Below are 24,622 nucleotides of genomic sequence, written 5' to 3' on the forward strand. Positions count from 1 at the left end.
AGCCGTGACAGACCATCACGTCGATAGGAGGCATGTGGACGGGCGGCAACGCCTGAAGCTGAGCCTTACTAATCGCTCGATCGGCTTGATCCTTCATGAACGTCGTGTGCAGCGGCAAACCGCTCATGCGCTCGGAATATGCATCCTCACAGTCTCGACTTTATGCACGACCCAACGAAAAGGGCGCCCGCAGCCATGCGGGCGCCCTTTTCGTTTTGGGCGAGACGGTTTATCCCCGCCCCCCTTACTCGCCAAGATCCTTGAAGCCCATGTCGCTGTCGGCGGCGGTGACGAACCAGTTTTTCGGGTCGCCGATAAGCGGGGTCAGCTCCGGGCGGTCGGCGGCGGGGCGGGCCATCATCCGGGTCGGCTGGCGCAGACCGTTCTTCAGGCACAGGAAGCCCATCATCGACAGGGGACGGGCCGCCTGCGCGTTCAGCGTGCGGCAGAGCAGGGCAACCAGCCGGTCCCGCCGGGCGCGCTCGACCAGCAGGGCGAAGGCGGGCATCAGCCAGCCCGGACGGGCCAGATAATCGCAGACCACCCCGACACTCTCGCCGCGCCAGCGGTCCACCCGCAGGACCACATAGGCCACCACCGTCTCACCGCGCATGACGAGGAAGCGGCGGTGCCGCGCCGCGTTGGGGATCTTGTCGAAGCGCCACTGGAGATAGGCGTGGTCGCGCCGGGCGGCACAGAGATGCTGGGGGGCCGCGGCCTCCCACAGCCCGTCCATCCGCTCGTCGAAGCGCTCGACCTCGACCAGCCGGGCGCCGAAGGTCCGGGCGGCCGCGTGGCCGACCAGCGAAGCGGCGCTCATCGCCGGCTTGCCCAGCCGCGCCATCAGGCGGGCCAGTCCGCCGTCATAGGGGCTGACGCGCAGGCAGCGTGGCGGATCGATCACGCGCAGATAGGTCGGGACGTTGCCGAGATCGAGCCAGCCCGCCCGCTTGTAGGATTTGTAGGCGGCGTCGGTCATCGACAGGGAGACGCTCACCTCGCTGGCGGCGGCGTGGGTCTCCGACAGGCCCGGCCCGACGCCGCGCAGCCGCCATTCCGGAGCGACCATCAGGTCGATCGCCCAGGAGGCACGGCGCAGCCGCTGCCCCACCTTCAACGCGAAGGGAATGCCCGCCTGCTGGCCGACGATCCCCCCGTTCCGCTTGCAGACCCAGAGCTGCATCCCCTCCGGATCGGGGGTCGGCGGCTCCTCGAACAGCCAATTGAAATGGGTGTCGTCCAGCAGCGGGGAGTCCGCGCCGAAGTGGTCGCGCTGGAAGGACTCCAGCGCGACGCGATCCTCGGACATGAACCGTTCCACACCCCGCTGAAGCCAGGGCATTGCGGTCATGCGTCGCTCCCATCCACCTCGACCGGCTGCACCAGCGCGGCGTTGCGCAGGATGCGGCCCGACGTGCGGCGCTTCAGGACGATGTCCTTGTAGACGCGGCGGACCTGCTCGACCGACAGGTTGAGGGCGCGGGCCGCCTCGTCCTCCGGCACGCCGCGGCCGTAGGCGCAGAGCGCCAGGTCCAGCTTGTCGTAGGGGATGGCGTAGTAGAACTCCTCCTGCGACTGCGGCAGGGTGTAGGTGTCGGTGCTCGGCGACTGGCTCTGGATGTCATCGGGCAGGCCGAGATAGGCGGCCATCTGGTAGACCTGTGTCTTGAACAGATGGGCGATCGGCTTGAGGTCGGCCAGACCGTCGCCGCCGCGCACGAAGAAGCCCAGTTCATACTCCAGCCGGTTCGGCGTGCCGAGGACCGCGTAGTTCAGCCGGTCGGCGTGGGTGTATTCCATGGTCTTGCGGACGCGCTGCTTCAGGTTGGTGGCGGCGACCACCGACAGATAGACGTCCACCGGCATGCGGCTGGTTTGGCGGTCGCCTTCCGGCGATTCCACCGTCATGGTGAAGTAATTGACGCGGTCGGCGTCGAGCAGGCCGGCGGCCAAGCCGATCTTCTGCTTCCAGCCCGGACCGTATTCCGGGAAGAGACGGCGGATGGCGCTGTCGCGGCGGTCGTAGCAGCCGAGCGCGGTCAGCGGAGCGGTCAGGTTCTCCATGATTGGCTCGATGCCCAGGCTCTCGCAGAGCAACCGGCCCCGGCGGGTGCTGTCGGGCGAGGATTCCTTCTCCGGCATCAGGATGGCCAGGACGCGCTCCGGCCCCAGCGCGCGGACGGCCAACGCCGCGCAGACCGAGCTGTCGATGCCGCCGGACACGCCGAGCACGATGCCCTGGCGCTTCAGGTCGTGGGCGACGGTGCGCTGGATGAACTGTTCGATTTCCCGGGCAGCCGCCGCGCAGTCGAGCGAGAGGGCGTTGGCGTCGAAGGGATGCAGGGCGTTCAGCATGGTGTCGGTTTTCCCGGTTGGCGTTGTTGCATCGACTGTGAGATGGGGACTGTGAGAAGGACTGTGCCTTGGGGACCGTGCCGGGCCGCCGGATCAGGCGGCGGCGGCGCTGTCCAAATGCTCTTCGAGAATGTGGATGGGCGCGGCGTCCAAGCGGGCGCGGAGCGTCGAGGCCCGGCCCGTAAGCTCGTCCAGCACGTTCCGGGCGAGCATCTGGAGGGTGAGCACGCCGACCAGGGCCATCTCCTCGCGCTCGCCGGCCATGCGGCCGTCGGTGCGGTGGGCCTTGGCGGCCAGCGCGGCGACGCCGGCGGCGTCGACCAGCCCGTAGCGGTTCAGCGACTCCTCGGACAGCAGGTCCCGCACATAGGCCGGGGCCCGGGCGCCGAAGAGGGCGGTGGTCATCGGGGCGCGGTAGGGGCGCTTCGGGCGGTGGAAGATCTCCGCCGGCAGCAGGCGCGAGGCGACGCGGCGCAGCGCCAGCTTGTCGCGCAGCCCCAGCATCTTGACCCGGTCGGGCAGGGCGGCGCAGAGGTCGTCCACCTCCGGATCGAGGAAGGGATAGCGGACCTCGATGCTGTTGGCCATCGCCACCCGGTCGCCCTGGCTGGTCAGCAGGTAGGGCGACATGAAGGCGGCAATCTCCGTCCACTGGGTGCGGGCAAGCGGGCTCCAGCGCGACCAGCCGGCGGGCAGGTGGGCGGCGACGGCCTCGTCGAAGGCCTGCGCGTTGGCGGCGGAGCGCACGTCCGGGGCCAGCAGGCGCTGGGTCCAGGCGGTGTTCTGCCAGCGGATGCGGTGGGCGTAGAAGGGATCGTCCGTCTCCGTCATGCCGCGCTTCCAGAAGGCCTGCCAAAGCGGGCTGTCCTTCTGGCCGCTGGTGGCGGCGTAGGGATGGATGCGGCTGAGCAGCTTCGGGCGCGCCGTGGATTGCGGCTGCCGCGCCCAGAAGCGGCGGACCTTGTCCTCCTTGAAGATGTCGTAGCCGGCCAGCCATTCGTCGGCGCCCTCGCCGGACAGCACGACGCGGATACCGCTGTCGCGGACGAGGCGGGAGAGCAGGAAGAGCGGCGCCGGGGCGGTGCGGACCAGCGGCGATTCGCCGTGCCAGATCACGTCGGGCAGGGCCGCCTGGATGTCCTCCGCCGTGCAGAGGATGTCGTGATGCTCCGTCCCGACATGGCCGGCGACCAGCCGCTGCTGCGGCGTCTCGTCGAAGGCGTTGTCGGCGAAGCGCACGCCGAAGCTGTGCATCTGCGTGGTGTCGAGCTTGCGGGCCAGCGCCGCGATCACCGAGCTGTCCAGCCCGCCGCTGATGTAGACGCCCACAGGCACGTCGGCGCGCAGCCGCAGGCGGATGGCGTCGAGCAGCTTCTCCTCCAGCCGGTCCGCCGCCTCGTCCAGCGTGATGCGGGACAGGGCGGGATCGCCGGCCATGTCCGGCTCCCAATAGCGGGCCTCGTGCAGGCGCAGGTCGGCGTCGATGCGGATGGCGGTGGCGGGCGGCACGCTCTGCACCCCGGCGAAGACGCTGCCCTGGGGAGCGACGCTCCAGTGGGTGAAGACCTGGGCGAGGCGGGCGGCGTCGAAGCGCGGCTCGATCCGGCCACCGCCGAACAGGGCCTTGGCCTCCGACGCGAAAGCGAGATGGTCGCCGCTGCGGGCGTAGAACAGCGGCAGGATGCCCAGCCGGTCGCGGACCAGCCACAGCTCGCGCTTCACCGCGTCCCACAGGCCGATGGCGAACTGGCCGTTCAGCTTGGCCCAGGCGGCGGGGCCGTACTCCTCGAAGGCGTGGACGATCACCTCGGTGTCGGTGCGGGTGTAGAAGCGGTGCCCGCGCGCCTCCAGATCACGCCGCAGTTCGACGTGGTTGAAGATCTCGCCGTTGAAGGTGATCCAGAGAGTCCGCTCCTCGTTGTGGATCGGCTGGAAGCCGCCGGCCAAGCCGACGATGCTGAGGCGCGCATGGGCGAGCCCGATCCGCCCGTCGCGGTAGAAGCCGTAGCCGTCCGGGCCGCGATGCCCGATCATGGCGATCATGCGCTTCAGTTCGTCGAGTCCGGCGGGCTCGGCACGCGGCCCGGCGAGAACTCCGGCGACACCACACATCGCACGCTCTCCTGTGTGTCGTGATCAGCGGAAAAGGATCAGGCGGTTTCGGCGAGCGTCGCGCGCCGGATCTTGCCGGAGTCGGTCTTCGGCAACTCGTCGCGGATCTCGATGAACTTGGGCACCAGATGGCTTTCCAGGCGGCCCCGGCAGTGCTGGCGGATCGCCATCTCGGTCAGGGTGGCGCCGGGGCGGACGACCAGATAGGCCTTCACCGCCATGCCGTCGGCGGCGTCGGGCACACCGAGAACGGCGGCCTCGACCACGGCTTCCAGCTCGTAGAGGGCGTTCTCGACCTCCTTGGGGCTGACCTTCTCGCCGCGGCACTTGAACACGTCGTCCTTGCGGCTGACGAAGTAGAGGCAGCCGTCGGCGTCCATGGTGAAGAGGTCGCCGGTGTAGAGCAGGGTCTCGCCCTGCGGCCCGCTGCGCAGGCGCTTGGCGGTTTCCTCCGGACGGTTCCAGTAGCCGCGCATCACGTTGGCGCCGCGGACCACCAGCTCGCCGACCTCGCCGGGGGCGGCGCGGTTGCCCAACTCGTCCACCACGTAGGCTTCGCAGTTGGGAATCGCCCGGCCCACCGAGGCGGTCTTGGTGCCGAGGTCGCGCGGGTCGAGGTAGCAGATGCGGGTGCAGCATTCCGTCATGCCGTACATCGAATAGAAGGCGGCATCCGGGAAGCGCTCGCGCACGCGGTCGATGTGGGCGGTCGGCAGGGGGGCCGCCGCGTTGGTGAGGTAGCGCAGGGAGGACAGGTCGGCGGTCTTCAGCGCCTCCATCCCGAGAAGGGTGGAGAAGAAGGTCGGCACGCCGGGCAGGCCGGTGATGCGGTGCTTCACCATGCGCGCCAGCGTTTCCGCCGGGAAGGCGAAGGAGCGTTCCAGGACCACCGTGAAGCCGACCCGCGCCCCGGTCAGGATCTGCGACAGGCCGTACCCGAAGGTCAGCGGCAGGACGCACATCACGACGTCGTCGGGGGTGTTCTCCAGATAGGTGGAGATCGACCAGGTGGTGTTCACCAGCGCGGCGTGGCTGAGCATGACGCCCTTGGGCCGCCCGGTGGTTCCCGAGGTGTAGAGGATGGCGGCAAGATCCTGGTCGATCAGGCCGCGGTCCTGCGGTTTGAAACCTCCGGACTGGGGGTCCGGGTGGGTGGCCACGATGTCCGTGAAGGAGAGCCCGCCGGCCCCGGCCGGCACGGCGGGCCCAACCCACAGCGTGGTGGCGAGGTGAGGCGCCTCGCCAGCCGCCGGCACAACCTGCCGGGCGAGCGCGGCGGGAGCGATCAGCGCCCGCACGCCGGCGTCGGTCAGGATGTAGGCCAGCTTGTCCGCCTTGGTGGACGGGTTGACGGGGACATAGACGGCCCCGGCCTTCAGCGCGCCGAACAGGCCGGCGACATACTCGATCGAGTTCTCCAGCATGACCGCCACGCGGTCGCCGCGCACCACCCCGGCGGACTGGAGCGCGCAGGCGACGGCGTCGCTCTGGCGGTCCAGCTCGGCGAAGGTGACGGCGTTCTCCCCCGCGATCAGCGCGGTGTGGTGCGGCCGGCTTGCGGCGGTCTCGCTGAGGAACTGATGAAGCAGGTGCGCCATGACGCTGTTCCCTTGCCTGGCTTCGGTGACTGTCCCGATGACCCGTTCCGTCCTGGCGGAAGGATCAGGCCGCGTCCTTCAGGGTCCGCTTGCGCTCGACGTAGGCGGCGATGCGGCTGACCGACTCGAGGTTGTCGGCGACCATGTCCTCGTCCTCGACGATGATGCCGAAGTGCTCCTCGAGGAAGGCCACGACGTGCATGATGCCGGTCGAGTCGATGATGCCGGTCTCCAGCAGGGATTCGGCGTTGTCGAAGCCGGAGTCGCTGCCGAGCAGGAAGTTCTCCACGATGAAGGCGCGGATCTCCTGGGTGGCGGGTGCGCTCAGGGTCGTCGTATCGGTGGTCATGGTGGCGGTCCGCATGTCGCTGGCAACTCCTGTGGGTGTGGTCGTCGATCCTTGGCCGGCAGATCGGGACGGAGGGTCGGCGTCGTTGGGGGATTAATCCAAAGGGCCGATCCGTTCCTTTCGGTGCTACCGCCTCGTTGCGTGGGATTGGGAAAGGGGTTTCCCGTTCCTTGCAGCGAGGTTTCGGCAACGCCGCCGAGTACGTCATTCTTTATTGCATTCGAATGCGGTGTTTTCGAGAGTGCAAAGGATGATCGGACGGTGAAGACAGTGGCTAACCACTCAGGGTCATTGCAATTGAGCAGGGAATACCTTCTCGTACTCTTGGGGAACCCTCTCTGACTTGCGGCGTAGGCGGGCCTATCGCTCTCGTCATGGTTGCTGAGGGGGCGGCGCCCTAATTCCCTCTCCCGTCCCGGGAGAGGGTGGCGCCGAAGGCGCCGGGTGAGGGTGAAAACAAGGATCAAGCACTTGGCCGTTGCCGTACCCTCACCCTTCCCACGCTGCGCGCGGGCCCCTTCCCTCTCCCGGGGCGGGAGAGGGAAAATTAAAAAATCACGCCGCCGGCAGCGGATCGCCGTGCGTCGGGGTGGGGGCCTGCGTGACGCCGCCGTTCTTGCGCTTGCGCAGCCAGGCCGGGATGCCGGTCACCTGCACCGACAGCCAGTCGACCGAGGCGTCGTCGGAAATCGGCACGGCGTGCAGGCGCAGCGGGTCGGCCTTCGGGCCGTTCCAGCCCGGATCGATGGTGCGGGCGGTTCGGTAGCCGGCCTGCCGGATGATCGCCACCTCGCGGTCGCTGAAATCGCCGTTGGGGAAGGCGAAATGGCGGCAGGGCAGGCCGGTGGCCTCCTCCAGCTCGGTCTTGCACAGAGCGATCTCCTCGGCGCAGCGCTGGTCGTCGCATTGCAGGAGGATCGGGTGGGTGCGGGTGTGGGCGCCGTAGTCGGTGACGGTGGCCAGACGCCGGACCTCGTCCCAGGTCAGCGACTGGCGGTCGGCGCCGTCCCGGTCGGGATCGTCGCCGGCCTCGGCAAGCCGGCGGCGCCGCTCCGGGTCGGGGAGGCGCTTCAAAGTCTCGGCGCCGATTCGCCCGGCGGCGGCGGTCTTCCACCAATAGGGGCGGGCGGTGCCGACCACGCGGCTGCACAGGTAGATGGTCGGGCGCACCCCGAATTCCGTGAACAGGGATTCCAGGCGGGCGTTGTTGCGGTGGCCGTCGTCGAAGGTGATGACAAGCGGATAGGGCGGCAGGTCACCCCACCGCCCGCTTTCCAGCGCATCGGCCACCGCGTCCAGCGTGGTGAAACTGTAGCGTTCGGCGTACCAGGCGAGATGCGCGCGCATCACCTCCGGGTCCGGATCGTGATACACGACGATCGTCACGTTCCGGCGCGCGAACAGATTTCGGAACAGGGCACCGACTCCCGTCCAGCGCACGATTCCGGCCGCGATGGCTTGCTTCATGGGGATTGGACCTCTGCTGTGTGTCCGGTCCTTCGTTCTGTCTGGCGAGGCGGTTGCGGACCGGTTGAAAGGCAGGACGGGCCCGGTTCTGAACCGGGCCCGGATCGGTGGGATCGTCAGCCGGAGCGCGCCCGGCGCGGCCCGATCGACGCCGCGGGCGCCGATTCGGACAGCCAGCCGCGGGCGTTGCGGCGGTAGATCTCGACGATGCGCTCCCGGTAGACGGCGATGTCGAACTGCCGTTCGAAGCGGCGGCGGGCGCCCTGGCCCAGCCGGCGGCGCAGCTCCGCGTCGTCGATCACGCGGGCCAGCGCCTCGGCCAGGGCCGCCCGGTCGCCCGGCGGCACCAGCAGGCCGGTCTCGTCGTCGGCGATGGCGTCGCCCACGCTGCCGACCGGGGTGGCGACGATGGTCAGGCCGTTGGCCATGGCCTCCAGCACCGACATCGGCAGCCCCTCGAACATCGAGGGCTGGACCAGCACATGGGCCTGCACCAGCTCCTTGCGGCAGCCGGTCTGGTCGAGCCAGCCGGTGAAGCGCACGCGCTCCTCAAGCCCGAGCGCCTTGGCCTGGGCGCGGTAGGTCTCCAGGTCGCCGTCGCCGGCGATGGTCAGCTGCCAGGAGCGGCTGCGGCAGGCCTCCGACGCCAGGGCGTCGAGCAGCACGTCGATGCCCTTCAGCTTGATCAGGCGGCCGAGGAACAGCAGGCGCACCGGCCCGTCCTCCGCGCGCTCCGGGATGGTTTCCGGCCCCGGCACGGCGTTGTGCAGCAGGGTCGTGCGGCGCACCGCCGGGAAGGTGGTGACCACCCAGTTGCGCCAGTATTCGCCCAGCACCACCACCTCGCTGGTCATCTCCATCATGTGGCGGATGGCCCAGCGGGACAGCGGCTTGGCGTCCTCGTAATGCTTCGGGAAACGCCCGCCGTGCAGATGCAGGACGACCGGCACCCGGAACAGCGAAGCCATGGCGACAATCAGCCCCTTGCGCAGGACGCTGCCATACTCCGCCATGTGGATGTGCACGAGCTGGGCCTTGCCGGTCGCGAAGCAGCCGAACAGGCGCAGCAGCGCGGCGGCGAAGTAGAAAGGCATCAGGTGGAATTTCGCGTCCGGCCCGTAGCTGTCGATCACCTCGAACTTCACGTCGGGACGGTTTTCCCGCAGGTCTGTCGTGAAGTTGTCGACGATTCGCCCCATGCCGCCCTTTTCGAGCGTGCCGCCGGGTGAAACGATGTAGATCATATCCGCTCCTGACTGTCGCGCTCCCCTCGCGAAGCTTCAGGGAGGAAGGAATTAAAGGACCCCGCGGAGAAAATGGGTTCTTACTGTCGGCCCGCGCGGGTCAGCGATGGCTTGGCCGCCGCGGCGTCGGGCAGCGCTCCCAATGAGGGGCGCCGGACGGCGTCGGGGCGGTTCAGCTCCGCATAGATGTCCTGAAGGCTGCGGCCATAGGACTCGATGACGAATTTCTCCAGGAACAGCCGGCGCCCCTGCGCCGACAGGCGCGCGTAGAGCGCCGGCTGGGCGGCGAGGTCGCGGACGGCGTGGGCCAGCGCCTCCGGGTCGTTGACCGGGACGATGCGCGCCGTCTCCCCGTCGGTCAGCACCTCCGGGATCGAGCCGACCGGGGTGGTGACCACCGGCATGCCGGTGGACAGCGCCTCCAGGATCACCATGGGCAACCCCTCATGGGTCGAGGGCAGAAGCAGCATGTCGTGGTTGCGCAAATGGGCGTGCGCCTGCTCGCGGGAGATCCAGCCCTCGAAGCGGCATTCGCCGTCCACGCCCAGCTCCGCCGCCATGCGGCGGTAGCCCTCGACGTCGCCGCCGCCGCCGATGGTCACGCGGAAGCGGAAGCCCCGGTCCTTCATCAGCCGGCAGGAGCGCAGCAGCGTGCCGATGCCCTTGCGCTCCGACAGGTTGGCGAGCACGAGGAGCGACACGATCGCCCCCTCCGGCGGGGCCGCGCGGACCGGCAGGTCGGCGCCGATGTCCGGCACGGCGTTGTAGAGCACGCGCACCTTGTGCGGGTCCGTCCCGACCGATTGCACCAGGAAGTTCCGCCAGCTCTCGCCGAGCACCAGGGCGATGCCGCAGCGGTCGAACAGCCAGCGGCTGATCGCGCGGGACACCGGCCCCTTGTCGAAATACTCCATGAAGGACGCGCCGTGCAGATGCACGACCGTGGGGCATGAGAACAGACCGGCGAAGAGCTGGACCACCGCCTTGCGCCAGACGCTGGCGTTCTCCGACACGTTGATGTGCACGACCGTCGGGCGGCGGCGCAGCATCAGGGCGCCCAGCCGCGCGAGCGTGCCGGCCAGATAGACCGGCGACAGCAGGGCGCTGCCGGTGCCGCGGGTGTCGAGCACCACGGTGTCCGGGGCGGCCGAGCTGTTCTGGAAGGCGTCGACGATGTAGCCCGTCATCCGCCCAATCCCCCCGCCGCCGTCCAGCGCGCCGGGGGTGGCGAAGACAATGCAGGCGCGGGCCGCCTTCTTGCGCCGGAAACCCATGTCCATCAAACCCATTCTGCCCTCACGCCGCGCCGGGAGCCGAGAAGATGGCCTGACGCAGCCGGCGCCGCAGCCCGACCGGCATCAGCGAATGCATCAGGAAGGTGGTCAGCGCCATCGGGGTCGGCGCGCCGTCGCGCAGCGCCGATTTCAGGATGCGCTTGCGCACCGCCGGGGTCCGCGCCGCCTGCTCCCCGCCGGTCGCCTGGAGCAGCAGGCTGGCGTAGGCGCGCGGCGACAGCCGGGGCCGCACCGACTCCGCCCAGTTCAGGGCCATGTCGATGTTGTGGCAGGTGGACAGGGTGATGCGGTCGGATTCCGTATAATGGATCGCCAGCACCTCGGGCACCGTCACCAGGGCGCAGCTTTCGATCTGCCCGCAGGAGATCAGCCACTCCCAGTCGTCGAAGGCCGACTTCGGGATCGGCTGGCGCTGGAGCAGCGCCTTCGGGGCGAGCAGGGTGGTGGTGGGGGCGAAGGTCTCGCCCTTGAACAGCCCGTGGCGGACGAACAGGTAGTCGCCGATCCGGTCCCGCGGGGTGCACAGGCGCCGCGGCCATTCGAAGTCGCCGCGGGCGGTGACCACCTTGCAGCGGCAGCTCATGATCGGGTAGCGCACGCCGGGCGGGCGGGCGGCCATCTGCAGGGCGATCTTGCCCGGCATCCATTCGTCGTCGTCGTCGAGGAAGGCGATCCAGGCGCCTTCCGCGCGTTCCACGCCCAGATTGCGGGCACCGGCGGCGCCGCGGTTCTGTTCCAGCGCGATCACGGTCAGGCGCGGATCGCCGAACGCCCTCAGACGCTCCTCGGTGGCGGGGTCGGGGCCGTCGATGACGACGACGACTTCGAGCGGGGCGTAGGTCTGGGCCAGGGCGCTCTCCACGGCCCGCGCGACCATGTCCGGCCGGTTGCGGGTGGGGATGACGACGGTGACCATCTCTTGCGGGGGCGTCATGACACTACCTTCTGTCGCGACGGAGATTTCGGGGGATGGAACATGCGGGGGCCTCCGTATCCGTCAGCCGGGCCGGGCCGGACCGCTCCAGCCGGCGGCCGACGGCCCGCCGTAGGAGGTTCCGTAGGGGGAGGAGCTGGCGAAGCCGGCGTGGGCGGCCTGCTGCTGGTCGTGCATCCGGGCCTGCATCTTCGCCCAGCGACGGCGCTGCACGAGACGGGTCACCGCGATCACCAGCACGATCCAGTTCAGGGAATGGCGTTCCAGGAACACGCTCTCCGACACCGAGATCAGCAGCAGCGCGCAGCCGACGGTGAAGATCCAGGCGGGCTCGGCGCGGTTCTCGCTGTAGCGGATGGCGCCGAAGCCCTGGATCAGCAGGCGGCCCATCAGCATCGCCGTCAGGATCACGCCGGGCAGGCCGAGGTCGAGCCACGCCTCCATCCACCCGTTGTGGGCGGAGTTGATGCCCCAGCCCTGGGTGAAGGTGCTGCCCGGACCGTAGGCTCCGTACCAGTAGGCGCCGTAGCCCCAGCCGAGCAGGAAGCGGTCCTGGATCGACATCAGCGTGTGTTCCCACAGCACCGTGCGTCCGGTCAGCGTCGGGTCGCGGCCCAGCATGTAGAGGATGTCGTGCCAGAAAGTCGTGCCGCTGGTGATGCCGACCACCGCGACCAGCAGGACGAAGGCCATGGCCGGGGCGAAGCTGCGGATGCCGCCGCGCACGAAGCCGCTGGCCAGCAGCAGGCCGGCGACCAGGATCGAGGTCACCAGGCCGGTGCCCGACCGGCTCATCACGATCAGCAGCAGGGCCATCAGCAGCAGCGGCCGGACCACCCAGCGCTTGCCCTCGCGCGTCCAATCGAGCCAGAGCAGGCAGAGCACCAGCCAGACCATCATGCGGCCGGTCACGTTCTTCTGCCAGAAGATGCCCTTCCAGGCGCCGACATGCTGCTCGTGGTCGAGCCCGACCGCCGGCATGGCGAAGACCGAGGCGTAGGACAGCACCATCAGGATCGACAGGCCGGTCGCCAGCATCCGGATGATTTCCGGGAAGGTGTAGCGCAGCGCCAGATAGACGGCGAAGGCGGTGGTGAACAGGAAGGCCACCGCGCGGCGCAGCGTCACGTCCGGGTAGATCGACCACAGGGCCGACAGGAAGGCCAGCGCCACGATCAGCGACACCGCCGGGCTTCCCGTCGGGATGCGGAAGGCCAGGCTGGGCCGCAGCGCGATCAGGCCCAGGATCATGACGTAGACGGCCATGAAGTAGATCACCGCGCCCGGCGCGTCCGGATCGGTCGTTCCGCCGCCGGTCAGCAGCGCCGGGAGCACCGAGCCGCCGAACGAGACGATGCAGAAGACGGTGATGCTCTTTTCCAGAACTTCGAGGACTTTCATGGGGCCGCTGTTCCGGTGAAAAGGGCTGCTATGGCAGTGAACGCCCATGGCGGGCGCACCGCATCGTTTTCTGAAGATGCCAACCCGATGCCCGGACCTGTAGCCGGGCGGAGGCATTAGGCCTAAGGAGGCCGTCCCCATCGGGGCTACCTCCGGTTGGGCCATCCACCCCGATCTTGCGGGTCCCGCAGGGCCTATGACGGCCGGTCCCGGCGGCGTCGGAGCGGAGCCCAGAAAAGGGAAAGCCCCTCTCCCGGTTGGGAAGAGGGGCCTGGATGGAGCGCTGCGGGGTCATGACCCTTCGCCCTTGAGGACGATCACCGCCGTCTTGCACAGGATGTAGAAGTCGAACAGCAGGCCGCAGTTGCGGACATAGAAGACGTCCATCGCGACGCGTTCCTGGAAGGTGGTGCGGTGGCGCCCCGACACCTGCCAGTAGCCGGTCAGGCCCGGACGGACGGAGCCGATGACCTCGGCCGAGGCGCCGACCTCCGGCAGTTCCTTGGGCATGTAGGCGCGCGGGCCGATCAGGCTCATGTCGCCCATCAGGATGTTCACCAGCTGCGGCAGTTCGTCGAGCGAAGTCTTGCGCAGGAAGCGGCCGATCGGGGTGATCCGCGGATCGTAGGTCAGCTTGTGGTAGGTCATGTACTCTTCGCGCATCTTCGGATCGTTCTCCAGCAGGCGCTGGAGATGCTCCTCCGCGTTGATGTGCATCGAGCGGAACTTCAGCACGTCGAAGGTCTTGTCGCCGCCGGCCCAGCGCTTCTGGCGGAACATCACCGGACCGGGGCTGTCCAGACGGATCGCCGCGGCGATGCCGAGCATCAGCGGCGCCACCGCCACCAGCAGGAGGCCCGACAGCAGGATGTCGAGCGCGCGGCGGATGCGCAGGTAGCTGGTCGGCGGACGGACCGAGACGCGCAGGGCCAGCGAACCGTGCAGGTTGTGGTAGGTGGCGTCGACGGCGCTGACGTTGCCCTCGCCCAGCAGGCAATAGACCTGCTTGAAGGGCAGCCGGCCGACCAGAGTCGTCAGGTCCGCGCCATGGCGCCCGATGTCGGCGACGATGGCCGCCTGGGCCTGCTGGGCGTAGGCCGGGGACTTGGCGAGCAGGTCGGTCGAGCCGACCACCGGCAGGTTGGCGACGCGGGTCTGCCACAGCGTGTCGTCGTCGTCGAAGAAGCAGACCGGACGCATCCCCAGCCAGGGCAGGCGCTGCAGCTTCTCCGCGATGGCGGCACCCTGCGGGCCGGCGCCGACGATCACCACCGGGGTGCGCCAGTTCAGCGCGCTGGCCATCAGCCCGTGCACCAGCAGCAGGTCGGCGGCGTAGGTGATCGCGAAGCCGATCAGGGCGACCGACAGCGCCTCGACGAAGAAGGAGCGGAAGCCGTCCATGACGATGAAGGGCACGGCCAGCACGGCGACCGACAGCAGGGCCGCCTGGAACGTGCGGCGGGTGCGCTCCAGGTAATCGAAGCGGCCCAGCGAATAAATTCCGAAAACCGATTTCACCAGCGGCACCAGCATGAGGCCGGTGACCAGGGCGCGCTGCGACAGGTCCGCTTCCGGAGTCAGGGTGTCGCTTCCGAACAGCTGGATGAGCGTCCAGCCGAGCAGGGCGAGCATGAAGCCGTCGGACAGAGCCAACAGCAGCCCGGGTCCCACCGTCGGCATGGCCGTCTTCTTCACCGGGGCCAGATTGATGACCGCTTCTGGGTCGAGTTTGCTCATCGCAGGTCCCATTTATGTGTGAAACGGAATGTCATCCGCCTCGCGCCTGACCTAACGCGCCGCAGCGTAAGACGGTCTCTCATCAGCTTTTTCTTTGAGTCTTTCTGTGTTTCGAAAGACACACAAATATCAGCGCGTGCCTTGGCTCTGTGCAGACAGATCAGGAGGTTGCGCTGTTCTCCACGAATTAGGATAAAGGCCGCCGTCAATCAACAAATCACAAGAGGCTTCCCCCGCCAGCGGCGATACCCCTTACATCCAGAGTGGATTCCCTTGGATGAGTGTGAAGAGATTAAGGAAAGTGGGTGACTTCGTCCGGATCATCCGGATCGGTGGCGGCGCTGCCACCGCCGCTCCCCGGCTACTCCTTTCCTCCCCGCAAATTGGGGGTATTCGAGGGATGTTCCCGCTCCCCTATGGTCGGGTGCGCCACCGGGCGGCGGTGCGTTTCCCTCAGGTTGGCCTGCCCGTCCCGCCGAGGTGGAGGCACGGACGTATCCCATAAGACTCCGTTGGGCGATTCCGGATGAGGGGGTGTCTCCAACGCCCCGTTGATCGCGGTGGAGTGCCCTCGCAGGCTGGGCCGGTTGTCTGCCTGACTGGTGAACCGTGTTGCCCCCTCCCTGACCCTCCCCCGCTTTCGCAGGGAAGGGGACCGCCACCGCTCCGCGATCATCTCCCTCCCCTGCGAAAGCGGGGGAGAGCCGGGGTGGGGGGACGGGTTGCCATCGGGATACGTCCGAAGAGGACGACGACGGCACCAACGCGAAATTGAAACGTCCCGGTCCGGTTCCAATCATCGGAATTGCGTTCGCGGGTGCGGCAGCGCCGCCCCACCGGAGTTCTAGGCGGAGTTCCTGATGGCGTCCGAAGCAGCGACGATCTTGAAACACGGTTGGCTGTTCATGCTGGCCAACGTGGTGAACCGGGCTGCCGGGCTTTTGCTCTTGCCGCTCTACACACGGCTTCTCAGCCCTTCCGAATTCGGCGTCTACGCGCTGGTGGTGGTGGTCGCCGACCTGCTGGCGGTCATGCTGATGATCGGCATGAACAACGCCTTCACCGCCGTCTATTTCGAGCACGCGGAAGAGGGCGACCGGCGCCGCGTCGCCAGCACCTGCCTGCTGGCGGTGGTCGGCACGTCGGTGGCGATGGTCGGGCTGGCCTGGCCGCTGGGCATGGCGGGAAGCTGGGCGATGTTCGGCGATACCGGCCACGCCGCGGTGATGGCGATCGCGCTGGCCGGGGTCGCCCTGACCACCCTGTTCGAGCTGGCGCTGGCCTATTACCGGGCGCGCAAGCGCTCGGGCCTGTGCCTGCTGGTGTCGCTGGCCAAGGTCGTCGCCCTGCTGGCCTTCAACCTGCTGTTCCTATGGGCGCTCGGCCTCGGGGTGGAGGGCATCTTCCTGGCGAACGGCGCGTCCTTCCTGGCGCTCGGCCTCCTGCTGGTGGTGGCGATCCTGAAGGACACGGGCTTCTCCTTCTCCCTGCCGATCCTGAAGCGGGTGGCGGCGCTGGGGCTGCCATACGCGCCGCAGTCGCTGCTCGACATCGCCAACAACTTCGTCTCGCGCTGGCTGCTGAACATCCTGCTGTCCACCGCGGCGGTCGGGCTGTTCGCCTTCGGGATGCGGCTGTCGCAGATCCTCTTCATGTTCCTCACCGCCTCCTTCCTGCAGATCTGGTCGGTCAGCCGGCTGGAGTCCCAGCACGGCGCGGCGGACCACGGCCAGGCGGACTTCGTCTTCCACCTGTTCGTCGTCCTGCTGACCGGGGCCGGGCTGGGGCTGGCGCTGACCGCGCCGGAGATCCTCTGGCTGATCGCGTCGGCCGACTACACGCCGGTGCTGACCAGCATGCCCTTCCTGGTGCTGGCCTATGTGCTGCACGGGGTGCGGATGAATCCGGAGGTGGCGATCCTGAAGGCCAAGCGCGTCGGCGTGCTGCCCTGGATCTCCGCGGCCAGCCTCGCGGTGGGCTCGGCCCTGGCCCTGGCGCTGGTCTGGCAGTGGGGCCTGCTCGGCGCCGCTCTGGCCAACCTCGGGCGCGAGGTCTTCCAGATCGTCCTGACCGAGACGGTGCGCCGGCGCATCTGCCGCGACGAGGTCCCGCTGAACGCCGTGCGCATCGGCTGGATCCTGGTGCCGGCGGCCTTCGCCTACGCGGCGGGCTGGTACCTGTTCGGCACCGCGGTCGACCCGGCCTTCACCGCCGAGAAGGTGCTGCTGGTGCTGGTGTTCCTGGCGGCGGCGGTGTTCGGTCCGGGCATGGGATCGACGGGCCGGGCGATGCTGGGCAAGCTGCTGCTGGGCCGCGTCCGCCGCCTGCAATCGGCGTCCTGAGATTTTCCCTCTCCCGCCTCGGGAGAGGGAAGGGGCCCACGCGTCAGCGTGGGAAGGGTGAGGGTGCCGCCAAGGATCGGTGCCTGATCCTCGTACGACCCTCACCCGCCCGCTACGCGGGCACCCTCTCCCGGGGCGGGAGAGGGGACCTTCACCGCTTCCGCGGTCGTTACGCGGCCTGATGCTCGAGCATCAGGCTCACGGCCTCCACCGTCATCATGTGCGAGAAGTCGACCGACGACAGGTCGAGCGTGGACTGCACGCCCACCGACTGCACCGTCGCCGTGTCCTGGGCCAGGCTGTGGGCCAGCAGGTCCGCCGACAGGGCCTGGGCGGTGCCCGGCGGGTTGATGGTGCCGATGCCGGTCCCGTCGGCGATGGTCGCCTGCGTCGGGTTGGAGAGCTTCAGGTTGAAGGTCTCGACACCCTCGACCACGTCGTCGCTCAGCACCTTGACGGCGACCGTCTTGGTGGTCTCGCCGGCGGCGAAGGTCAGCTTGCCGCTGGTCGCCAGATAGTCCGAACCGGCCTTGGCCGTGCCGTCCGCCGTGGCGTAGTCCACCGTCACCGTCTGGTTGTAGGCCTGGGACAGCTTCACCGTGAACACGGCGTCGGTGGTGACCGGGCTGGCGGCAGTGCTGCTGTACAGGCCCGCCTTGATGGCGTTGTACTTGTTGTAGTCCACCTTCCAGCTGTCGTTCATGATGCCGCCGGTGTCGCCCGAACCGGGGCTCCAGGCCCAGTAGGTCCAGCTCGCCCCCTGGTCACCCGCGGCGAGGTCGATCTTGCCGTCGCCGTTCCAGTCGCCGTTCATGTACTGGATCAGCTTGGGCATCCACGCCTTGTCGATGGCGGTTTCCATGCGGCTGCCGAACTCGCCGACCAGGATCGGGGTCTCGTCGTTCTGGATGAAGTGGCCCCACATCTGGTCCCACTTCGCCGGCATGTTGTTCGGGAAGTTGTTGGCCTTGAACCAGTCCATCATGTAGAGCGACGGGCCGTAGTCGTGGACCGAATAGACCAGCTTGCCCGGCTCGTTGAACTTGACCTCGTAGTTCTTCTCGCCCAGCAGGTTGCCGCCCCACCAGTACCACTGGTTCTGATAGGTCTCGACGCCCTCGACGATCAGCAGCCAGTCCTTGTTGACCGACTGGATGGCGTTGCCGATGCGCTCCGCGGCGCGGGCCCAGTCGTTCGGGCCGCCGTCGCCCCAGGTCGCCGGGTTGTGCGGCTCGTTGTGCAGGTCGGCGCCGATGACGGCGTCGTTGCCCTTGTAACGGGTCGCCAGCATCTTCCAGTTTTCGATCATCTTCGATTCCGGGTACTGGCTGGTGTACCAGAGCCCGTTCTCGTTGGCCGACGCGCCATCGCCGGAGCGGTGGTGGTCGAGGATGATCTTCATGCCGATCTTGTCGGCGTAGTCGATGATCTTGTCGAAGACCTCCAGCGAGGTCTTGCCGCGCAGGTCGGGGTTCTTCGAATAGTCGATGCCGGTCGGCATGCGGCCGTTGTCGAGCATCGCGTCGGAGTAGGGCAGGCGGATGGTGTTGAAGCCCAGATCCTTCATCTGGTTCATGTGGCTCTGGTAGCTGTCCATCCACAGCCCCTGCGGCGCGAAGGCGTAGCCCTCGGACCCGAACCAGTTCACGCCGGTCAGCTTCACGGCCTTGCCGCTGCTGTCCATGATCTGGCCGCCCTCGGTGTGCAGGAAGCCCGGCGCGATGCCGGTGGTCTTGCCGGTCGGCTCCGTCACCGAGACGTCGCTGACCGACAGGGTCGGCTTGGTCGGGGTGGGGGCCGGCGGGTTGGTCGGGGTGGTGGGGTTGTTCGGGTTCGAGGAGCCGGCGAAGAAGCTCTTGTCGGCGTCGACGACCAGCGTGCCGTTCCACCACATGCCGGACTGGCCCTTGACCACGTCCTTGCCGTCCAAGGCGCCCTTGTCATAGGTGACGATGCTGTCGGTGGGCAGGACCGACTTGCCGTTGATGGTGATCTTGTTGACCAGCAGGTTGCGGTCCTGGCCGTTGATCGTGGCGTCGTTGTCGTACTGGATCTGGACCTTGTGCGCCTGATCCGCCGTGGCGTTGATCGAGAAGGCGTAGTCCTTGGCCGAGGTGCCGGCCATGCCCTCGCCGACCTTCTTGCCGTCGATCAGCAGGTTGAAATGCGCGTTGACGCCGGCTGCGGCGTTGCCCTGCAGGTTCAGGATGACCTGGGTGTTGCCGGCGGGGGCCGGCGGCGTCGGGACCGGGAAATAATCCTTGGTCAGAGCGAAATCGAGCGAACCGTCCCACCACATGCCTTCCTGGCCGGGAATCACGTCCTTGCCGTCGGAGGCGCCGCGGTCGTAGCTGACCAGCGAGCTGGTGGAGGCGACGGACTTGCCGTTCACTTCCAGCGACTTGACGAGCAGGTTGCGGTCCTGCCCGTTCACAAAGCCGTCGTTGAAGTAGACGATCTGCAGCTTGTGCGCCTGATCCGGTGCGACCTGGGCCTTGAAGGTGTAGCGGCCGTCGCTGGTCGAGCTGACCGTCGCCTGGCCGAGGTTGACACCATCCAGGAGCAGCCGGAACTGCGGCCAGATCCCGCCGGCAGCCTGCCCCGAGGCGTTGACGACGAAGGTCGTGTCGACGAGACCCGTGGTGGTCGTTGCCATTGGAAGTAACCTCTCTCCATTTTCGGTGGAGCAAAGGTGAGGCCCAATTGGTTAACGAGGTATTTCGGATTTTAGGGAAATGCGGCTCAAAAGCCACGCTGGGCTGTGAAAAGAATGAGGCGCGAGAAACCGCCTTCGCTGCGGTTTCCGCGCCACAGTGGGGCCTTGCGGCCACGGGGAGGGAGAAGTGTAAAGTCTTGTTACAGAATGGTTTCCGAAATCCGCCGCCTCAGCCCTCGTGACTTTTGTGAGCCACCATGAAGACCTCCGGCCGGAACAGGTAGAGCTGGCCGAGCTTGCCGAGCTTGCGCCGTAGGGTTAACGGCATCGCTCCCATGAAGGATTCCACGGCCTTCACATAGGCGAGGTATGCGCGACCGGACCCATGGATGTGCATGCGCCGGCGGACCGCCATCGGGGCGATGTAGACGGCCTCCATCCGGGTGAAGCCGGCCTCGCGCAGCGCGCGCTCGGTCTCGCTCCAGGTGTATTCGCGCAGATGCATGCAGATCGGCTCATCCAGCCCGAAGACCTCCGACAGGTCCATCGGCCCGGCGTGCTTGTGCGGCATGCTGAGCACGTAGCGGCCGCCCGGCTTGAGGATGGCGTGCACGTTGGACAGGTGCACGGACACGTCCTCGGGGTGGAGATGCTCGATGACGTGGGTGGAGACGACGGCGTCGTAATGGCCGCGCGGCTCGAACTCGGCGAGGTTGACGCCGTCGCAGCAGCGCCACGTCACGTTGGAGCGCTCGTCGGTCCAGCGCTCGCCGCGCTCGCGGGTGATCTCGGTGGCGACGCAGCGGTGGCCGTGGCGGGCCAGATAGCTGAGCAGCCGGCCCTTGCCCGACCCGACTTCGTAGACGTCCCGCGTGCCTTTGAGCAGCGTCAGGAAGTGGCGGAAGTCCAGCTCGTCGTTCTGCGCCGCCGTGTCCACCGCGTCGTTCAGCCAGGGGCACGCGCTGTAGAGGGTGGTGTAGTTCCGCTCGAACACCGTCCAGCGCTCTTCGCGCCGGGAATCCAGCAGCTCGCGGGCGAGCTGGCGTTCCAGGTCCCAATGCTGGCGGACCATGGTTTCGCTGAGGGGGTAGTTCGGGGCCAGACCGAACTTCCGCTTGTAGCGGGCGACCAGCTCATCCGACGTCAACGTGTCCACAGATCACCTCGTTGGGAGAAACGCCGCTGTTCCGCTAATCTAAGGTCGTTGTCGGAAATCCTTACAGGCGCGGACGGCGCAACGGGCCGCGCGATCGGGCGGGGTAACGGGGCCGGAAGGGGTACCGCGCCGCCTCCCGGCCGGAGTCACCCCGACTGGCCTCACCCCGACCGGTTGCGCCCGCGCAGCGCCTGCACCGACGCCTCGTACAGCGGCAGCGGGCGCGACGCCGCGTCGTAGGGGGAGGGGTGGGGCTTCAACTCCGGCATCTCGCGGGAGATGTAGTTCAGGTCGGAGCGCAGGTGCCACCAGCACAGCTCGGCCAGCCGCGCGTTGCCGGCGATGTCGCCCAGATACTGCCCGGCCAGGAAGGCCATGGCGCGGTCCTTCTCCGCCCGCGACCAGGAGCGCGGCAAATGCTTCTCGTTCACGTCGAACTCGGTGATGTGGATGGGCAGGCCCAGCCGGTCCATGGCCCGCAGGAAACCCTTCATGCCCTCGCGGTCGTAGGGCTTGCCGGCCATCAGATGGCTCTGCAGCCCCACCCCGTCGATCGGCACGCCGCGATTGACCGCGTCGGTCAGCCAAGTCTGGAAATAGGCGCGCTTGCGCTGCTGCCAGCCCTCGTCGATCTCGATGCCGAATTCGTTGATGACCAGCTTGGCGGAGGGGAATTCCTTGCGGATGTGGTGGAAGAAGGGGTCGAGCCACTCCGGTCCCTTGGCGCCGCCGGCCACCACCCACCACATGCCCTTGCGGAAGCCGTAGCGGTCCTGCTCCTGCGGGTGGCTGCGCTCGGTTTCCCAGAAGAAGGCCTCGTTCATCACGTCGATGCGGTAGAAATTGTCGCCGTAGCGCTGCTTGACCGCCGCGACCATGGCGGTGAAGCGCGGCCAGTAATTGTCCTCGGACAGCGTGCCGTCGGCCGAGAAATAGGCGCTCTCCGCGATGCCCAGCGCGCGCTGGCGGCTGGCCGGCAGCGTCATGTAGTCGGGCATGCCCATGTGCTGCCACAGGGCGCAGTGCCAATTGGGCTTGGCGCCGATGCGGCGGGCCAGCTCCACCCCGGCATCGAAGCGGCCCCAGTCGAAATTGCCCTCCTGCGGCTGGAAGACGGCCCATTTGCCGCCGTTCTCGGGCGTCACCACGTCGCATTCCCGCGCCATCAGCGTGTCGAGCATGGGGTCTTCCGGCTCGATCAGATGGTCGCGGGCGGCGCCGTGCAGAATGCCGGCGGCCCGGCAGGCGTCGCGCAGGGTGGGGTTGGGCACCGCGGCAACGGACGCCGCCTCGGCGACGGCGGGGCCGGCGGCGGCCTTGCAGCTTGCCAGCACCGCGGCGGCTGCGGCGGCGCGCAAGGCGTCCCGGCGCGTGAAGGAGAGGGCTTTTGGCGAGGTGGCTTTTGGCGAGGTCTGGGCCATGGGCGTCGGGCCTCGTGTGGTTTGCGATGAAATGAAAATTCCCTCTCCCCTTGGGGAGAGGGTTAGGGTGAGGGGGTTGTGCGTGTCGGAACGTCCCTCACAAGCACAACCCCCTCACCGGCCCTCCGGGCCACCCTCTCCCCGGAGGGGAGAGGGCTATGCAGGCAGAGGTGAAGGAGACGTCGCTTACGGCGCGGCGCGCAGGGTCTGGTCGCCGTAGTATTTCCGCGTGGCGACGTAGCTGTTGTACGGACCCTGGTAGCCCTTGCTGGCCGCCTTCTTCAGGTTCACGTCGGTCATCACGCAGACGAACTTGCTGTGGTCGATCGGACCCAGGTCGGCCACCGCGTCCAGGTCGCTCGCCGTGGTGTGGCCCCAGCGGGTGACGAAGAGAACCTTGGAGGCGGCGCCGCAGACGATGCGGGCATCCGACACGGCCAGCGCCGGGGCGGTGTCGAACACCACCAGATCGAAGCTGGGGGACAGGCCGGCCATCAGCTGCACCAGGCTGTCGACGTTGAAGCGGTCCAGCGTCATCGGGTTCAGCTTGCCCGCCGGAACCATGGCGAAGGGCACGTCGTCGGAGGTGTGGACGATCTCGTCCAGCGTGGCGTCACCGGCGATCCAGTCAGACAGGCCCTTCTTGGTGGACAGGTCGAACAGCCCTTCCATGCGGGAGCGGCGGAAGTCGGTGTCCACCACCACCACCCGGCGGCCGGCCTGGCTGGCGACCTGGGCGACGGCGAGCGTCAGCGAGGTCTTGCCGTCTTGCGGGCGGGCCGAGGTCACCGCCAGCGCACCGACCGGACCGAGATCCGACAGATGGTTGCGGAACAGGGCGCGCAGGGATTCGCTGAACAGCGAGAAGGGATGGCGCTGGAAGATCTTGTAGAGCCGGCCCTTGGCCCCACGGTCGCTGTGGTGCGGCACGATGTGGACGGTGCCGACGCCCAGGATGCGGCGCACGGCGTCCGGGGTGTGGATGCGGCGCTGGAGAAGCTCCAGACCGAAGACGCTGAAGATGGCGAGCGCGAGGGCGGCGACGAAGCCGGCCAGCAGCAGGAGGACGCGGAAGGGACCCGACGGCTCGTGCGGCACCTGCGGCGCGGAGACCAGCTTAACGGCGGCCGGGAAGGCGCGGCTGTCCTTCTGGGCCTCGACCTCTTCCAGACGGCCCAGCAGGCTGTCGAGAAGCTGGCGCTTGGCGGTCGCCTCGGATTCCAGGGTGCGCAGCGGGATGGCCTGCTCCTGCATGGTGGCGTAGCTGCCCTCCATGCGGGTGATCATGGAGCGGAGCGCGGTCTCCTGCTCGACCGCGACCTGGGCGGCTTCGCGGACGCCGTTGATCTCGCGGCGGATTTCCTGCTGGAGCGAAGAGTTGGCCTCGTTCAGGCGGCCCTGCAGCTCGACGATGCGCGGGTGCTTCGGACCGTACTGGCGGGAGAGCTGGGCCATTTCCGTGGAGATGGCGGCGACCGTGGCGCGGAGCTGGGCGACGACCGGCGAGGCGATGCTGCCGCCGATGGCGTTCCAGTTGCCGGCCTTCAGGTTGCGCTCCAGCGTGTCGGCCTGGGCGACCGAGCGGGCGCGGATGGCCGAGGCCTCGCTCAGGCGCAGGCGGGTCTGCTCAAGCTCGTTCTGGGCCATCAGGCCGGTGCCGCCCTTCAGCAGGCCGCCCTTGACGCGGGCCTCCTCGACCCGGGCGTCGGCCTCGGCCACCTCCTTGCGCAGCAGGACGATGCGGTCCTGCAGCCAGGAGATCGCGCTGGTCGACAGGTCGCGGTCCATCTGCTGACGGGTTTCCATGTAGCGGCGGACGATGCCGTCCACCACGTCGCGGCTCAGCTGCGGCTCCTTGGAGGTGAAGCGCACCTGGATCACGCGCGACCGGCCGACGATGGCGACGTCCAGCTTGCGGTGGATGCGCGCGATGATCTGGTCGTTGCCCAGCGCCGCGTGCGCCTCGCGCGCCCGGATGTCCTGCGCCACCTCGTCACCGTGGCTCAGCAGCCAGGCGACCGGGGCCGGCGGGGTGCCCTCCCAGAAGCGCGAGGCGAGGTCGCGGCCGTAGGCCACCGCGCGCTCGACGAGCGGAAGCGTCTCGTCCTCCTGCGCCGGCGGGTTGAATTCCGGATGCTGGGCGAGCTGGAGATCGTTCACCACCTGGTTCAGCACCTGCGGCGACTTCAGGATCTCGATCTCGCTCAGGATCGCCGCGTCCTCGGTGGGGATCGCGCCCACCACCTGCTCGACCTCGCGGACGACGCGGACCTGCCGGTTGTCGACCAGCAGAAGCGCTTCGGAGGTGTACTGGTCCTTGAGCGTGGAGACGCCCAGGGCCGACAGGCCGGTCAGCACCACCACGATGGCCGCGATCAGCCACTTGTGGCTGGCCAGCACGCGCAGGATGAAGCGGAAGTCGGGACCCATGGACGGGGTCTGGGATTCGAACTCGCTGCGCCGGGACGGGCCGGGGGCGGCGGGCCATGCCGGAACCGGAGCCGGCGGACCGCCGTGATGGCCGCCATGATTGACTTGGGGCAGATTTTCCACGA

At 68.1% G+C, this 24,622-nt stretch carries 16 protein-coding genes and 1 rRNA gene; 2 read left to right on the top strand and 15 right to left on the bottom strand.

Going from position 1 to position 24,622, the window contains the following annotated elements:
• A 23S ribosomal RNA gene (locus tag FBZ83_RS26970) occupies positions 1–93 on the top strand; the annotation flags it as partial.
• Between the two features lie 151 nt (positions 94–244).
• Here FBZ83_RS26970 and FBZ83_RS26975 read toward each other — a convergent pair.
• From FBZ83_RS26975 to FBZ83_RS27030, 11 genes are all read right to left on the bottom strand, one after another.
• A complete protein-coding gene (locus FBZ83_RS26975) occupies positions 245–1,309 on the bottom strand; it encodes a GNAT family N-acetyltransferase (RefSeq protein WP_247888497.1) in 1,065 nt (354 codons plus the stop codon).
• 38 nt (positions 1,310–1,347) lie between these two features.
• The gene (gene nadE / locus FBZ83_RS26980; protein ID WP_137141467.1) at positions 1,348–2,355 is read right to left on the bottom strand and encodes an NAD(+) synthase; all 1,008 of its coding nucleotides are present in this window, start codon (positions 2,353–2,355) and stop codon (positions 1,348–1,350) included.
• Between the two features lie 93 nt (positions 2,356–2,448).
• Positions 2,449–4,467, bottom strand: coding sequence for an asparagine synthase (glutamine-hydrolyzing) (gene asnB / locus FBZ83_RS26985; RefSeq protein WP_145689887.1), 2,019 nt, complete (start codon positions 4,465–4,467; stop codon positions 2,449–2,451).
• Between the two features lie 38 nt (positions 4,468–4,505).
• Positions 4,506–6,065, bottom strand: coding sequence for a class I adenylate-forming enzyme family protein (locus FBZ83_RS26990; RefSeq protein WP_145689888.1), 1,560 nt, complete (start codon positions 6,063–6,065; stop codon positions 4,506–4,508).
• Positions 6,066–6,129: 64 nt separating this feature from the next.
• A complete protein-coding gene (locus FBZ83_RS26995) occupies positions 6,130–6,429 on the bottom strand; it encodes an acyl carrier protein (RefSeq protein ID WP_145679156.1) in 300 nt (99 codons plus the stop codon).
• Positions 6,430–6,969: 540 nt separating this feature from the next.
• Positions 6,970–7,881 (bottom strand): polysaccharide deacetylase family protein, encoded by a 912-nt coding sequence (locus FBZ83_RS27005; protein WP_145689889.1) that lies wholly within the window; start codon positions 7,879–7,881, stop codon positions 6,970–6,972.
• A gap of 116 nt (positions 7,882–7,997) precedes the next feature.
• Positions 7,998–9,125 carry a glycosyltransferase family 4 protein gene (locus FBZ83_RS27010; protein ID WP_145689890.1) on the bottom strand — a complete coding sequence of 376 codons (1,128 nt, stop codon included), beginning with the start codon at positions 9,123–9,125 and terminating at the stop codon, positions 7,998–8,000.
• 80 nt (positions 9,126–9,205) lie between these two features.
• On the bottom strand, positions 9,206–10,405 hold the full coding sequence (locus FBZ83_RS27015; RefSeq protein WP_247888498.1) for a glycosyltransferase family 4 protein: 1,200 nt from the start codon (positions 10,403–10,405) through the stop codon (positions 9,206–9,208).
• 16 nt (positions 10,406–10,421) lie between these two features.
• Positions 10,422–11,354, bottom strand: coding sequence for a glycosyltransferase family 2 protein (locus tag FBZ83_RS27020; protein ID WP_145689892.1), 933 nt, complete (start codon positions 11,352–11,354; stop codon positions 10,422–10,424).
• A 63-nt stretch (positions 11,355–11,417) separates the two neighbouring features.
• Positions 11,418–12,755 carry an O-antigen ligase family protein gene (locus tag FBZ83_RS27025; protein ID WP_145689893.1) on the bottom strand — a complete coding sequence of 446 codons (1,338 nt, stop codon included), beginning with the start codon at positions 12,753–12,755 and terminating at the stop codon, positions 11,418–11,420.
• A gap of 291 nt (positions 12,756–13,046) precedes the next feature.
• Positions 13,047–14,492 (bottom strand): exopolysaccharide biosynthesis polyprenyl glycosylphosphotransferase, encoded by a 1,446-nt coding sequence (locus FBZ83_RS27030; protein WP_145689894.1) that lies wholly within the window; start codon positions 14,490–14,492, stop codon positions 13,047–13,049.
• A gap of 860 nt (positions 14,493–15,352) precedes the next feature.
• Between FBZ83_RS27030 and FBZ83_RS27035 the strand changes: the two genes are divergently transcribed.
• Positions 15,353–16,834 carry a lipopolysaccharide biosynthesis protein gene (locus tag FBZ83_RS27035; protein ID WP_119510211.1) on the top strand — a complete coding sequence of 494 codons (1,482 nt, stop codon included), beginning with the start codon at positions 15,353–15,355 and terminating at the stop codon, positions 16,832–16,834.
• 169 nt (positions 16,835–17,003) lie between these two features.
• Here FBZ83_RS27035 and FBZ83_RS27040 read toward each other — a convergent pair whose 3' ends face one another.
• From FBZ83_RS27040 to FBZ83_RS27055, 4 genes are all read right to left on the bottom strand, one after another.
• Entirely contained in the window at positions 17,004–19,490 is a 2,487-nt protein-coding gene (locus FBZ83_RS27040; protein WP_145689895.1) for a cellulase family glycosylhydrolase, read from the bottom strand.
• Positions 19,491–19,719: 229 nt separating this feature from the next.
• Positions 19,720–20,646 (bottom strand): class I SAM-dependent methyltransferase, encoded by a 927-nt coding sequence (locus FBZ83_RS27045; protein ID WP_145689896.1) that lies wholly within the window; start codon positions 20,644–20,646, stop codon positions 19,720–19,722.
• 161 nt (positions 20,647–20,807) lie between these two features.
• Entirely contained in the window at positions 20,808–22,067 is a 1,260-nt protein-coding gene (locus FBZ83_RS27050; protein WP_145689897.1) for an endo-1,4-beta-xylanase, read from the bottom strand.
• Positions 22,068–22,253: 186 nt separating this feature from the next.
• Complete coding sequence (locus FBZ83_RS27055) at positions 22,254–24,620, bottom strand: GumC family protein (RefSeq protein ID WP_247888499.1); 2,367 nt, start codon at positions 24,618–24,620, stop codon at positions 22,254–22,256.
• Positions 24,621–24,622: the final 2 nt, after the last annotated feature.

The organism is Azospirillum brasilense (assembly GCF_007827815.1).
GTDB classification, from domain to species: domain Bacteria; phylum Pseudomonadota; class Alphaproteobacteria; order Azospirillales; family Azospirillaceae; genus Azospirillum; species Azospirillum brasilense_C.

What these genes read in the sequence shown, in the direction of transcription:
- FBZ83_RS26975 (WP_247888497.1), bottom strand. Translation starts at nt 1,309, where the DNA reads ATGTCCGAGGATCGCGTCGCGCTGGAGTCCTTCCAGCGCGACCACTTC.
- nadE (WP_137141467.1), bottom strand. Translation starts at nt 2,355, where the DNA reads ATGCTGAACGCCCTGCATCCCTTCGACGCCAACGCCCTCTCGCTCGAC.
- asnB (WP_145689887.1), bottom strand. Translation starts at nt 4,467, where the DNA reads ATGTGTGGTGTCGCCGGAGTTCTCGCCGGGCCGCGTGCCGAGCCCGCC.
- FBZ83_RS26990 (WP_145689888.1), bottom strand. Translation starts at nt 6,065, where the DNA reads ATGGCGCACCTGCTTCATCAGTTCCTCAGCGAGACCGCCGCAAGCCGG.
- FBZ83_RS26995 (WP_145679156.1), bottom strand. Translation starts at nt 6,429, where the DNA reads ATGCGGACCGCCACCATGACCACCGATACGACGACCCTGAGCGCACCC.
- FBZ83_RS27005 (WP_145689889.1), bottom strand. Translation starts at nt 7,881, where the DNA reads ATGAAGCAAGCCATCGCGGCCGGAATCGTGCGCTGGACGGGAGTCGGT.
- FBZ83_RS27010 (WP_145689890.1), bottom strand. Translation starts at nt 9,125, where the DNA reads ATGATCTACATCGTTTCACCCGGCGGCACGCTCGAAAAGGGCGGCATG.
- FBZ83_RS27015 (WP_247888498.1), bottom strand. Translation starts at nt 10,405, where the DNA reads ATGGACATGGGTTTCCGGCGCAAGAAGGCGGCCCGCGCCTGCATTGTC.
- FBZ83_RS27020 (WP_145689892.1), bottom strand. Translation starts at nt 11,354, where the DNA reads ATGACGCCCCCGCAAGAGATGGTCACCGTCGTCATCCCCACCCGCAAC.
- FBZ83_RS27025 (WP_145689893.1), bottom strand. Translation starts at nt 12,755, where the DNA reads ATGAAAGTCCTCGAAGTTCTGGAAAAGAGCATCACCGTCTTCTGCATC.
- FBZ83_RS27030 (WP_145689894.1), bottom strand. Translation starts at nt 14,492, where the DNA reads ATGAGCAAACTCGACCCAGAAGCGGTCATCAATCTGGCCCCGGTGAAG.
- FBZ83_RS27035 (WP_119510211.1), top strand. Translation starts at nt 15,353, where the DNA reads ATGGCGTCCGAAGCAGCGACGATCTTGAAACACGGTTGGCTGTTCATG.
- FBZ83_RS27040 (WP_145689895.1), bottom strand. Translation starts at nt 19,490, where the DNA reads ATGGCAACGACCACCACGGGTCTCGTCGACACGACCTTCGTCGTCAAC.
- FBZ83_RS27050 (WP_145689897.1), bottom strand. Translation starts at nt 22,067, where the DNA reads ATGGCCCAGACCTCGCCAAAAGCCACCTCGCCAAAAGCCCTCTCCTTC.